General features: G+C 39.9%; 11 protein-coding genes and 1 tRNA gene. 7 read left to right on the top strand and 5 right to left on the bottom strand.

Annotation, left to right across the window (positions count from 1 at the left end):
- Positions 1–24: 24 nt before the first annotated feature.
- Positions 25–115 (bottom strand) — tRNA-Ser (locus C9I99_RS23170).
- A 959-nt stretch (positions 116–1074) separates the two neighbouring features.
- On the opposite strand from C9I99_RS23170, the gene C9I99_RS27255 reads away from it, so the two are divergent.
- Positions 1075–1251 carry a hypothetical protein gene (locus C9I99_RS27255; protein ID WP_166645399.1) on the top strand — a complete coding sequence of 59 codons (177 nt, stop codon included), beginning with the start codon at positions 1075–1077 and terminating at the stop codon, positions 1249–1251.
- 49 nt (positions 1252–1300) lie between these two features.
- On the opposite strand, the gene C9I99_RS23165 is transcribed toward C9I99_RS27255, so the two are convergent.
- Positions 1301–2137, bottom strand: a complete 837-nt coding sequence (locus C9I99_RS23165; RefSeq protein ID WP_243734444.1) for an enoyl-CoA hydratase/isomerase family protein — start codon at positions 2135–2137, stop codon at positions 1301–1303.
- A gap of 389 nt (positions 2138–2526) precedes the next feature.
- On the opposite strand from C9I99_RS23165, the gene C9I99_RS23160 reads away from it, so the two are divergent.
- From C9I99_RS23160 to C9I99_RS23140, 5 genes are all read left to right on the top strand, one after another.
- Positions 2527–2718 (top strand): hypothetical protein, encoded by a 192-nt coding sequence (locus tag C9I99_RS23160; protein ID WP_107351204.1) that lies wholly within the window; start codon positions 2527–2529, stop codon positions 2716–2718.
- 388 nt (positions 2719–3106) lie between these two features.
- On the top strand, positions 3107–3586 hold the full coding sequence (locus tag C9I99_RS23155; RefSeq protein ID WP_107351203.1) for a hypothetical protein: 480 nt from the start codon (positions 3107–3109) through the stop codon (positions 3584–3586).
- A gap of 17 nt (positions 3587–3603) precedes the next feature.
- Positions 3604–4530: a tripartite tricarboxylate transporter substrate binding protein gene (locus tag C9I99_RS23150; RefSeq protein ID WP_107351202.1), complete on the top strand. Its 927-nt coding sequence runs from the start codon at positions 3604–3606 to the stop codon at positions 4528–4530.
- A 67-nt stretch (positions 4531–4597) separates the two neighbouring features.
- Positions 4598–5059, top strand: coding sequence for a tripartite tricarboxylate transporter TctB family protein (locus C9I99_RS23145; RefSeq protein WP_107351201.1), 462 nt, complete (start codon positions 4598–4600; stop codon positions 5057–5059).
- A gap of 10 nt (positions 5060–5069) precedes the next feature.
- Complete coding sequence (locus C9I99_RS23140; RefSeq protein ID WP_107351200.1) at positions 5070–6563, top strand: tripartite tricarboxylate transporter permease; 1494 nt, start codon at positions 5070–5072, stop codon at positions 6561–6563.
- Between the two features lie 454 nt (positions 6564–7017).
- On the opposite strand, the gene C9I99_RS23135 is transcribed toward C9I99_RS23140, so the two are convergent.
- The 3 genes from C9I99_RS23135 to C9I99_RS23125 all read right to left on the bottom strand — a co-directional run bounded on the left by C9I99_RS23135 (position 7018) and on the right by C9I99_RS23125 (position 11455).
- On the bottom strand, positions 7018–7299 hold the full coding sequence (locus C9I99_RS23135) for a hypothetical protein (RefSeq protein WP_107351199.1): 282 nt from the start codon (positions 7297–7299) through the stop codon (positions 7018–7020).
- An 801-nt stretch (positions 7300–8100) separates the two neighbouring features.
- On the bottom strand, positions 8101–10086 hold the full coding sequence (locus C9I99_RS23130) for a peptidase domain-containing ABC transporter (protein ID WP_243734440.1): 1986 nt from the start codon (positions 10084–10086) through the stop codon (positions 8101–8103).
- 130 nt (positions 10087–10216) lie between these two features.
- Positions 10217–11455 carry an HlyD family secretion protein gene (locus tag C9I99_RS23125; protein WP_243734392.1) on the bottom strand — a complete coding sequence of 413 codons (1239 nt, stop codon included), beginning with the start codon at positions 11453–11455 and terminating at the stop codon, positions 10217–10219.
- A gap of 570 nt (positions 11456–12025) precedes the next feature.
- Here C9I99_RS23125 and C9I99_RS27050 point away from each other — a divergent pair.
- Positions 12026–12214 (top strand): hypothetical protein, encoded by a 189-nt coding sequence (locus C9I99_RS27050; protein ID WP_133638221.1) that lies wholly within the window; start codon positions 12026–12028, stop codon positions 12212–12214.
- Positions 12215–13208: the final 994 nt, after the last annotated feature.

Genomic DNA, 13208 nt, shown 5'->3' with positions numbered 1-13208 from the left:
AACCTTGGTCAAACTTTTAGAATGTGGCGGAGAGATAGGGATTTGAACCCTAGATACGCTACAAACGTATGCCGGTTTTCAAGACCGGTGCTTTCAACCACTCAGCCATCTCTCCGTAAGTGCAGTGAATATTAATCGCTGCGATTGGCCTTGTAAACCCCTAAACCACCCAACCGGTCAATTATTCAACACCCAGTATTAAATAACCATTATCTCTCCGTTACTTTCTTTAACTAGTCAGTACCAACGAAACGGTTATCTATATCGTTGTTTTCGTGCAACCGGATAAAATCCAAAATATCTATAAAATTCCACGGCGAAATTTATATTTACAGCCGCTTATTCTACAACCAAATAGTTCACAAATTAAAACACCACTAAATACATTATAAAATTCTTGGCTCACACTTTTATTAAATGTGTAAAAAACAAACTAGCACGTGCATTATTTTGCACTTCAGATAAATATCACCTTAAAATTTACTGTATATAAAATTATACACAACAAAATACACAAGCGAAAAAATGCCCTTATAAAACATTAGCTTATGCTAAATGACCTCCAAACAGGCAGACTGAAAAACCAGGCACAACAAAAATGCAACAAGTTTTATAGTAAAAAGTGGAATCAAGATCACGGAAAGGGACGCTTGGTTTATGCATTATTGTGACTTCAGTTCCAAAAATACACCAAGGTTGACAACAGGAATGTCAGAAGAAATTTGCGACTGCCAACTGATAAAGTGTCCCAAGTGCGGGCAAGATGATCACTATTTAATTGATTCAGAATCAAACGTCCTCATTTGTTTTTGCGGGCATATAACATCTCTACGCAAATGCAGCTGTAATAACAAGAAGAGGGAAGCTCATGAACTACTTTAACTGTCCGTCATGCAAAAAACTTGTTCATTTTCATCGTATACATCGAGGTCGATTCGAGCGTTTAATCAAAAAGAAATATGCAAAATTCCAATGTAGTAACTGCTCATCCATTGTTCTCTCACACACATCGATGGTAGACGTTCACTTAATCAAAAATGGTGAGAAAGAACCTGAATTGTAAGGCTATGTTGTATGAACGATTCTGATGGCATCGAACTAAAACTAAAAAAGCAATATTATATTGAACACCTCGTTAACTTACATTGGCAATATTTCAATGCAATTTCTGATGATGATATAGCGGAAATAAACTATCTTGACGACGTAATCGCCAAAACGAAAGAACTTTTAGCACAGTTATCTGGATAGGTTGGGGTGGCAGAAAAAATCTTGTCTGCCACCCGTTAATATTCTCTGTTCACAGCCAAAACCGCCACAAAGGCCTCGTCGCCAAAAGCAACCAGAACACCACTGAGGGCATATACTTTTTCTTCTGCCATAAGAACTGTGCTTGATGTTTAAGAAAGGCGGCTTTCAAAAAAGCATCAGCCAGGTGCTGAGATTCTTGGGCATTCACAGCTCTGAGTTCATCGAGATCGCTTCCTGCCAAGAGTTCGCGTTTTTTTCCTTCTTCAAGCCATTGTCGAACAATATACTCAGCCCTTTCCATAAGTTCCGTATGCGATGCAACATCTTGAATCAACCCGATAGCCAGTGCTTGCTGAGCGTCAGGCTTCCATCCTTCAACGCCTAACATACGCTGGGCACTCTCCTCCCCAATAAGGCGAGGAAACTGCACACTGGAACAGCCTTCAGGGGTCACTCCAAGAGCAGCAAAAGGTGTCGAGAACGTTGCATTGTCGGCAGCAATAATGCCGCTGGCAAGTGTTGCTGATGTTACACTTGCACCAATTGCAGGGCCATTCACTGCAATCAACAATGGCTTGGTGCAACCAAGAAAAACCTCAAACAAGTCTTGATTGTTCTTGGCTATTAACTCGCGTAATTTGCGCGGCGGCATTATCTTTAACGTACCACTGAGGTTCACACCGGCAGAATAATACCGCCCCGAGCCAGTGAGGATGATTGCTTTAACGCCATCTTCTGCATTGGCCTTCTCAAAAGCCTCTCTAAGGGCGTTCATCATCGCCATTGTCCAGCCATTTAATTTATCTGGACGATTCATAGTAATAGTCAAAACGCCCTGCTCCCGCCGGGTCAATAACTGGCCTGCTGACACTGGTGTTAAATTCATGTCGTTCAAAATGACGCCTCCCTTCAGTGACACGCATTTTGGTTAGATACCAAAATGAATAATCTGCTATTGCAGTCAACTTTTCTTTGTAACTCTCTACAACAAGCGCTACCGAGATTTAACCTAGGTCTAATACCCACTTAAAGCTGATTAATTAACCAGCAACTGCGGTGTCGATCACGCTATTACAAAGCAGCACCCGCTAGGGTATAGATAAAAGTTAGAACAAAGAAACTAAGATTCATCACTGCCTACAAGTGGCTTGAGTTAAGGTTTGTTTCACTCTTAACCTTGATAAAGCCTGAATTGAAAAGTTTGCTGGCTTTGCTTCGGCAACCAAAAATTTGAACACAGTTAACTTTGCAATTTAGCATTGCGGAGTTAGGCAGATGGAAAAACTTAAATTAGCGAAGGCATTATTTACCAGACCATTAACCCTAGAAGAACTACACAAGCTGGATGAGCTTGAGCGGCAAGCCAAAGGTAAAGAAAAACTGTACATCGCCTCATTATGGGATGCAGCTTATGCTTTGGTAGAACCCGCAGTACTCCATCAGGCCCGCGAAGCAGGGCTACTATAAACATCATCCTTATGGTGCATTTCCGTATGGGGAAAGGGTTCGTTATCTTTCCCCTCCCTCCAAAAACCATGTTTTACTTAACTATATTTAAGCCTATTTAACTATAGTTAATTATCCACGCCCAATATAACCCTCCCTTAACTTAATTACGTTCATAATATGCTATCTCTCCACATTAATTTAATAATACAAATTAACCTTTAAAGGCATTCAATAGCCAACGTGACAAATATCACTATAAACTCGTAACAAACTCAAAATAAAGTGATCAAAATCATGAGGATATATCCACAATAGTGATGAGTTTATCATTTTATCAAAAGCACCTTTGATCAGCATAAAATAATACAATATGTTAAGTGTGTACCAAGGACATTAAGGTGTAGGGATGAACACACATAAACAAATAGCGCTAGATGCAATTGAACTCGTTAGGCCAGCCATTGAGCGCCTATTCTCAAGAACCAACCGACAAGAACTGCATATCGTTGTTATGGATCCCCGCGTTAAACCGTGGGAGGTCAGCTTTGAAGAAGCTATTTTAGTTGAAACCTCTATTGGCCAACCGGATGCATGGACGATTCCATTTGACCAACTTGCTCGTAAAAAAGCCCAGCAAGCCTGGCGAGATTCTCAGGCCAACATCAATCACCAAACAAACCACCCATCATCATTGCGTGATGATGATGTGCTGTATTACGGCTCCTTTGTCTATGGCAATGTTGTCGTAGCCTGCAGCGGTGTACAGCAGTGGTATGACATGCTGATCAGTGGCTGGATTGCCCTCGCCATTGAGCAACTGACTATCAACGACTACCAAACCCAAAAAATTGAAAATCCAACTCAAACTTACCGACGCGAAAAATAACAATAGGCATTAATAATATGAATAAATTACTAAAAGCAGTCATGGTCACCGCAGGTGTGTTAGCTTCAGCCACGGCAATGGCCGCAGATTACCCAACAAAGAATATCCGGTTGGTTGTTCCTTTTGGTGCCGGTGGTGGTACCGATGCGGTAGGTCGCACATTGGCCAATAGCGCCAAAGATGTTCTTGGCAAAAACATTGCCGTTATGAACCGTACCGGTGGTGCTGGTGCCGTGGGTATGAGTTTTGGTGCCCAGCAGCGTGCCGATGGCTATACCCTGACTGTTGTTACACGTGAAATTGCCTCACTGCCACAAATGGGCTTGATGCGCCATACGGCTGATGATTTCAAGCTGATCCGCATGGTTAACCTAGATCCTGCCGTTGTTCTTGTGGCTGCCGATAGCCCGTACAACAGCATCAACGATTTGATTGCAGAGGCAAAAAAAGAACCGGGTAAAGTGAAGTTTGCTTCAACTGCGGCACCAAACTTCTACCTAATGGCACTAGAGAAAGACCAAAATATCAAGCTAAACGCGATTCCTTACAATGGTGCATCTGAAGCTATCCCAGCCGTTCTGGGCAACCACACAGATGTCACCATGGTGACACCCGGCGAGGCAATTGCCCAACTTCGCTCAGGCCAGCTAAAGGCCCTTGGGGTGATGTCCGATAAACGTATCTCGTTTATTAAAGACGTTCCAACCCTGAAAGAGCAAGGTGTAGATGTAGTAACAGGGACGTGGCGTGGTATCGGCGCACCGAAGGACACTCCCGACCACATTATTGAAAAGCTGGGTGCAGCCTTTGACGAAGCGATGGCGAGCAAGGAGTTCAAGTCATTCATGGCGACTGGCGCGATGACCATTCACAATCTTAACGCCGAAGAGTTTACTACGTTTGTATACGAAGATAGCCAAGCCCTAGGCACGCTAATTAACTAATTTAATCAGGAGCCAGCTCCGTGCTGGCTCTATTTTTTTGAACACGCTCAACACAAGGATGGATTCTATGTTGAATAGAAACTTTCTTTTCCCGTCCCTGATCATTTTATTAGGTGCCGTGTCCCTCTTTATTATTAGCCAGTTCGACAAGCCCATGTTTCAAGATGCCAGTGTCGATGCGGCCTTTTTCCCAACAGTGGTGGTCATCGCCATGATGGTGATCTCGACAGTATTAATCTTCCAGCACTGGCAACAAACGAAGCGAGAGAATAATGCACACATAGAGCATGAAGAACCGCTTTTCTCAAAACTCTCTATTTTTGGTGTCACTTACCTTATTGGTTATGCTTTCTTAATTCATATTCTCGGCTATCTGCTTGCAAGTCTTATTGCGTTCACCCTGTATCTTATTTACTTCAAGGTGAAGAAACCTCTCTATTACGTGATTGCAGCCGTTTTTGTTTTCTCTGTTTATTACTTATTCGGCGAAGTGTTTGTAATCGCACTACCTGATGGCATCATTTTGTAAGAGGCCGCTTATGTTAGAACATCTATTTTCGGGCCTTCTAACGGCCTTTAGTCCAAGCGTCTTTCCCGTTCTTGTCTTCGGGGTATTAGGCGGTATTATCCTTGGCGCCCTACCCGGCTTAACCGCTACTATGGGGGTTGCTATCCTACTGCCTTTTACCTTCGGCATGGAGCCAACTGCAGCCCTTGTTATGCTGATCGGTGTGTATATCGGTGGTATTTACGGCGGTTCAATTGCAGCGATTTTGCTCAAAACACCGGGGACTCCGGCCTCAGCCGCGACAGTGCTTGATGGACACACGCTGGCAGCTAAAGGTCAGGCCGCTCGAGCCCTGAGTATTTCTGCCGTCGCGTCTTTTATTGGTGGGTTGATCAGTACCATTGTATTGATTGCCATTGCTCCGCTGCTGGCTGATTTTGCCCTTAAATTCAATGCACCAGAATATTTCGCCCTTGCACTGTTTGGCTTAACCATTATTGCCAGTGTGTCTTCGAAGAACATTCTCAAAGGCTTATTGGCCGGTAGTATTGGCTTATTGATATCTACTGTCGGCCTTGACCCAATCAGCAGCGTGCCACGCTTTACCTTTGATGTGATGGACTTGTACAGCGGCATCAATGTTATTCCGGTTCTGATTGGCTTGTTTGCTATTTCAGAAGGCCTCAACCAGCTTGAGAAATTACATACCCAGAAGAAAAGCGCACCACCTAAATTTGACCATAAGCTACTGAGCAAAAACGACCTTAAAACCATGCTGCCAACAGCGATCAAAAGTGGATTGATGGGAACGTCTATTGGCTCAGTACCGGGGGCTGGGGCCGATATTTCGGCGTTTGTTTGCTACAACGAAGCCAAGCGTTCAGCGAAGAACCCGGATAAATTTGGCAAAGGCTCGGTACATGGTTTAGCCGCTGCAGAAGCCGGTAATAATGGTGTGACTGGTGGTTCATTGGTTCCGCTGCTTACACTGGGGGTACCTGGTGATGCTGTTGCGGCAGTACTGCTCGGCGCGCTAATTGTACAGGGATTAACGCCTGGGCCATTACTGTTCAGCCAGAATCCAGAAGTGGTTTATGGCGTATTCAGTTCAATGCTGGTTGCCAACATTGTCATGTTGCTCATCGGCCTGCTGGGCATCCGTTTCTTCTGCCGGATCATCGAAGTACCAAAGATCATCATGATCCCGATCATTATCTTCTTGTCAGTTATTGGTGCCTACGCCATTAACAACTCGATGTTTGATGTCGGTATCGCGATTGGCTTTGGTTTGTTCGGCTTTATCCTCAATAAGTTGGAGATCCCTTCATCCCCAATCTTGTTAGCCATCATTCTCGGGCCGATGGCAGAGACAAACCTACGGAAATCGTTATTGATGTTTGATGGCAGTTGGTCATTCTTGTATGAACGGCCAATCGCATTAGCATTCATTGTGTTGGCGGTATTCTCGGTGTACTCCACCATGAAGCTCAAGAAAAAGCAGGCGCAAAAAGCTGTGACACCTTAATCCACCTTGTGGATGAAACGAAAAAGGCCTCGTCTTTCGACGAGGCCTTTCTTTGCCAAGCAACAGATGTAAAAAAGCCAGCAGTTAAGCTGGCTTTTTGAATTTGGCGGAGAGATAGGGATTTGAACCCTGCCCTCGCGATATAAAATCAAAATAAACCGTTTTAAATCAATGCGTAACAAAACATGGCGCAAGCAGATTTAAACAATTGTGATATGCAATTGACTCTAGTTAAAATTACATACCAAGTCAATGTAAGCTACCTCATTTTTGGACAAAAACGTGTCAATGACTTTGCTAAATTAGCAAAATATGAATTAGTTTCGGTATGGAAAAGCCATCATATTACTAATTTTTGTCTGAGTTCGATTTAAGGTGAGGGGGGGGTGAGATCAGTTGATATATAAGAGCCTTTTAAGATTTAACAACTTAAAAGGCTACAAGTGAGTTTAACTTAAAATGCTTCTATATATTTAAGATCATTTATTGAGGTAGCCGAATCTTCATTTGTTGAATTTAGGTTTACGGCACCAAATATTGAACCTCCGAAGTAGCCCTCTCCGACAAAATAGACTCTATCTCCTTGCAAGGAAATAGAGAGAACATTCATTCCTTCAAAAAGGTAATTTATAGTTCCTGTTGAGCGGTGGAAGTAAGTCACAAGTTCGAGTTCCTTAACGACGATCCATTCGTCGGAGGCAAACAAGTTACAATTTTGATAATGACCATAATTCATACAGCCACCACCGTCTACAGATAAATCACCAAATAGCTCAACAACTAATCCATCTTCATCAATATGATAAACACTATATCTACTATCTTTCTGACTAAGCCATAAATAACCTAAGTCACTACCAAGGTAGAAAGCCTCTTCATTTAAGGTAAGTCTCTCGGAATGAACATCTCTATAGTTTGCTTCTAAATCAAACAGTTCTTCTCGTGTACAGTCATCTAAGATTACACGATTATCTGTTAGGGCTGAAAGCCTTGGACCATTACAGCCTTTAACATTAACTCGAAAGTTAGTTACTGTATCGAATAACTGATATGTTCCTGCACTAGTAACTGGCCTTTCCCGTCAGGTGCGAGTTTGATACCACAATTGTCGGTGATTAAGGAGAGTGGTTGTGGATTTCATATGACATATAGAACAAAATTAGTTTATCCATACGTAATGTACGCTGCCATTGATTGGGCTGAGTCTTAATTTGAAGACTAGAGGGAGCTACGTATTTGCTGCTGAAGTTTTAAATTTTTGGTAGTTCCCGAACTCTGTATCTAGCTCAAAATAAATATAATCACTATAGCTTGAAAGTAAACCGTAAGCATAGTTTTTATACATCACATCATTCTTTTACCTACTGCAATCAATACCCAATAAATTTCGTCTTGAGTATAAAACTCTTTCTGTCCAAACTTGACTGATAATTTAGCTGGTAGGTATATAGCGATCGGCTTAATCAATATTTCCTTATCAATCCTTTGAGTTTTAACCCTCCTGATAAAAACAATAATAGTAAGTTGTTTTTGATATCTACCCCAGAGAAATAACTCTATCTACTGATTTAATAGTTTCTTTCCTATGAGCAATGAATATTTTAGTCATTTTTAATTTGTTGAGGTTATAGTTAATCAAATATTCATTTTGTTGATCTAAATGGCTAGTAGATTCATCAAGGAAAAGAATTTTAGGATTCCTATATAACGCCCGAGCAAGAAAAATTCGTTGTAACTGCCCACCGGAAAAACTACTACCCATATCGCCGACAAGTGAGTGAAAGCGCATTGGTAATGCTTGGATCTCATCCAAAATACAAGCATTATTGCAACATCTAATGAGTTTATCTTCATCATAATTGGAATCAAAAAAAGTAATATTTTCTGCCAACGTTCCTGACAATAGCATGTCATTTTGCATAACAGTTCCCAAATGATGACGGTATTCAGTTAATGGTAGATCACTAATATCAACATCATCAAGATAGATATGGCCTGAACTAGGCTTTAGTAAGCCTAGGAGAACTTTCATTAGAGTCGTTTTCCCACTGCCCGATCTCCCTGTAATGGCTATGCTTTCACCAGCTTTGATTTCAAAAGAAAGATCTTTGATAACCCATTCTGAGTTATCAGAGTAGCGAAAGCTAAGATTTTCCACCCTGAAATGCCCTTCGATGATATTAGGTAATTTGGCTTGCTTGATCTTATACTGTTCCCTTTCTTGCAATGTAATATCTGATAGTCTCTCTAGGTGTAGGCTAAGAAGTTTGATGGACAATACGTTATCAATCAATGCCGTAATACTAGAGATAAATTGGCCTTTATATGCAATAAAAGCTAGCAACATACCAACGGTTAGATTTCCCTCTATAACAATAAGCGCACCAAAATAAACAACCAGGATAGATTCTAGACCAAATAGTAGGCTATTAATGGATTCTTCAGCTATCGTCAGTTTCCCTAAACGGATATCAGTATTAATAACGTCTGCATAACGGTTCAACCAGATACTTTGTCTACTTGCTTCATGACTGAATAGTTTTATCGTTTGGATAGCACGTATGGACTCAAGGAAGGTTGAGTCTTCTTTCGCATCAGCCACAATAGACTCTTCTGTGATGCGCTTGTTTGGATAGTAAAACAGTACCTGAATGATAAAAGACAAAATGACTACACATAACACTAAAGTAGCTAAAAGTGGGCTATATATGTACATCATGGCAAGTACAACGATAGCCATTAAACCATCGATAACTGCCTCGACCAAACCTGTGGTTAACATTTCTCTAATGGCATTCAAGGATCCAAATCTTGAGACAATATCTCCAACATGTCTTTTTTCGAAATAATCCATCGGTAACCGTATCAAATGATGGAATACATTTTCCCCCGTTTGAAGATTAAACGTGCTACTAAATCGAATAATTAACCAACTACGAAATGCACTCACTGTCGTTTGTATCAACATTAGTAGGCCAAAGCCTAACGCTAAAACCATCAATAGCGGTTTATCATTACTCAGTAGTACATTATCTATCACCCATTGCATATAATAAGGGGAGAGTAAAGCAGTTGTTTGCATGACAATCGACAGTGAAAATAATGCCATAAGGGAGCGCTTCAGCCCTGTGATTTTTATCCAGAGCTGGTTTATTTTCATAACGGTACGTACATCTTGCTTTTTAAAGTTAGCAGTTGGTGTTAACTCTAGTGCAATACCTGTATAAGCTTCACTAAATTGCTCGATGGTTAGTCTTCGCTTACCAAAAACAGGGTCATTAATGTAAAAATTTTTTTTCGTAATGCCTGTTAGTACAACAAAGTGGTCTAAATTCCAGTGCAAAATACAAGGTATTTTCAATTGACTAATTTCATCAATGTTACATTGTAATGCCCTTGAAGATAGGTTTAATTCACTAGCTAATTCCATCATTTGCTTCAAGTTCATTCCTTGAGCATCAAGTACTATCTTTTTTCGTAATGATGATAGGTTAATTCGATAACCATAAAAGGAAGAAATCATGGCCAATGAACTAAACCACACTCAGCAACTTCAGATTGCATGACTAACGGAACTCTATACTTTTCTGAATATGAAATTAGCTCTGATATATTAATTTGATTTCCATTATTATATGAGGAAGAGCCTTGATTCATCCTAATTTTCCTTTTACTGCATAAATTGGGTCAAGCAACCACTCCAACAAACTACGTTTTTCTAAGATGATATCTGCATCAGCAATCATTCCAACTTTTAGTGGGAATTTTTTACCATAGGCAGAAATATATTGCTTTTCGAGCTTAACTCTCACACGATACATAGCTTCATCAACCTTAATTGGTAGCACTTTATCTGTAGGGAGAATGAGGGCTTTATCAATACTGGAAACCTTACCTGTAATAAAACCAAACTTTTGGTAAGGAAAAGCATCAAAACGAATATTAACTTTATCTCCTAACTGCACAAAACCCGCTGATTTAGTTGGTAGCAACAACTCAATTTCTAATGGCGAATTTGTGGGAATGATACTAAGGAGTGGTGTATCGATACTTATACGTGTTCCTATCGTGGGCTGTATTGCTGTGACGATACCTGATTCAGGTGCCTTCTTAATAAATTCATACTGGTTATTAAGTTCAATTCGTTGAGCATTGAGTTCTGAAATTTGGCGTTTGATCGCAATTTGCTTTAACTTCTTTTTCTCTGGTAAGGATAACCACTCCGATTCTGAGATAGAAATGTCAACGTGGATTGAAGCTAGCTCTTTTTCCAACCTATCATGTGACTCCAAAACATCAAAATACTTTTCTTGAATAATAGATAGTTGATTAAAAGATAAAAATCCTTTTTCGTAAAGCTTTTGGTTGTTTTTAAATTGTTTTTCTTTAAGTGAGAGCTTTTTTGTACTGGTTGCTTTGGCTTTTTGAATTGCAGAAAGGCTCTTTCTTTGCTGTTCTAGCTGACGTTCTATACGCGATAAGTCTTTATTGTACATTTGTTCAATAACAGTAAGCTCTTGCTCAAGCACTTGTATTTGTATTAACAGCTCTTTGCTTAAAGCAATAGAAAGCTCAACACCCGTAGAAAGGCTTTGACTGTTCTGAATCTTAGCAATGGCTTCCCCTTGATTAACTTGGTCTCCTTCCCCAACAAAAAGGTTTTCTATAACGCCTGTACGGTTCGAATAGACTTTAACAACCCCTTTTTTGGGAATGAGGTAACCTTTAACGGTCTCTTTTCTTGAATAGTGTGATTGACTTATATAAATAATAAGTAAAAGGAATATCACAAAAATAGTAGCACAGGCAATATAAATTGAGACTGGCTGATATACAACAACCTGACCTAGCAACCTGTTACGTTGAGCTTGGATAGCTTCTTTTCTAAACAAAATAGACCTTTGAAAATGAAATAGAGAATATTATCCAATTGGTCACTATCATAAACTCTCACTCAAGACACCAATCGCTTAGCATTGATTGTGTAACCAGTATCAAAATATCGCTTTAAAAACATTGTCAAACTGTAAAAATTGCGATCAGATTATTACTTTTTCGTATCACACTTCAGGAGATGTTGATTGGGTTTTTTAAAGATTGTAAATTACCTCTATAGGCGATTTTAGCAGCAATTAATAATGAAGCTTTTGTTATCCTTATATAAACCAATTCATCAATAAAAGGAGTTAAGTTGTGAGTGTCTAGATAAAGTAATTGGTGGGCGACATGCTCGAGGGGCATACAATGGACATGGGCGAGATAGAACCAGAGCCCAAGCTATGCGTGAAAATAATCCAGGTAATAGTAGAAAGTTAAAAACAGATCTTTGTGATGCCTCTTTAGTTGTCTCAGCGATTGGGGCTGTGACTGGGCACCGTGGTGTAAGTGCAGTCGGCGCGATTGGTTCAGCAGTCGCTTGCCGAGCAGATAGAAGATAATTTTTATTTACGGAGGCCATATATGTGACTTATTTAAAAAAAGAAGATGCACTTCCTGCATTTATGTTATTAGCGTTATCTGCTATTTACATATATAAGTATTATGACTCAGAAATAATATATGTCTTTCCATTTATGGTTGCGTATGTTTCTTTTTCAGAGTATCGACTAGAAAAAAGAATCAAACGTATTGAAGAAAAATTAAAGTCCTGAATTTATTTCATGGTCGATTTTGGCTCCGTTGGCAAATTTTGGGGGTTTAGGCAGCAATTAATAATGAAACTTTTGCTGTTCTTATATAAATCAATTCATCCATACAAGGAGTTATGCAAAGGCGTCTCGGGAATGTCGTTGTTTGTGAGAGGAAAACGGCCAGCGTTCTGGTAGTACTTGAGTTGCGTAAAAAACGCCTGATGATTCCTTACAGCACCGTTGTAAAGTTTATATTCGACGCAATATTTTGTAGCAATTGCAAGGCTGTGAACTACTACATTTTGTGCTTAATGAAAAGTTTGCAACAGAGCCGTCACTCTTGAAGGTAAGGAATTTCAATATTCCTTACCTTCAAGGCTAGCGCGGTGTAAACCTCCCTTAATTAGTTACACGCATATTTAGAGTTCCAAACCATTCAAATTCATCATTGTTTTTAAGCCTTTTTCGCCTTCTTTTGAGTTTTGGCTATTCTCTCACGGGATAACCTTTCTTTTACTACGAAAGCATGAATGAAAATAAAAGAGAAGATAACGCCAACGATGAGTGTTAGGAAGGGAGACAAAACATCAACATCTATACGTAAATAAAACATAAAACAAACAAGTGGTAATACTTATAACTGGAATACCTAAGAATATTTTTCTCATGTTTTATAAGAAAATCGTAACTCATATATTACACCAAAGTTATACATCAAAAATTAATCTTTGCTTCCATCAGTAACTTCTACAAGTTTACTGATGAATAAATAATCTATATCACATTCCCATCGTAGCTGAACAGTATACAGAGTCTTCTATTGATTAGTACAAGTATGGCTTTAGATGATTATAAAAATGTTACTGAGTTAATGTTCTAAAACGTTTCGGGGCGTGCGACGTGAGGTCGTATGAAGCGCTGTTCACCGCTCAACGAGTGAACCATCTGTATCACCAGATGAACCTAGGAGCCTGAATAAAGTAGCGGCTCTGACAATGTAACGAAGATTGGTTAT

It is taken from the genome of Photobacterium lutimaris (assembly GCF_003025555.1).
Classification (GTDB): domain Bacteria; phylum Pseudomonadota; class Gammaproteobacteria; order Enterobacterales; family Vibrionaceae; genus Photobacterium; species Photobacterium lutimaris.
This window is presented reverse-complemented; position numbering and strand designations above follow the sequence as displayed.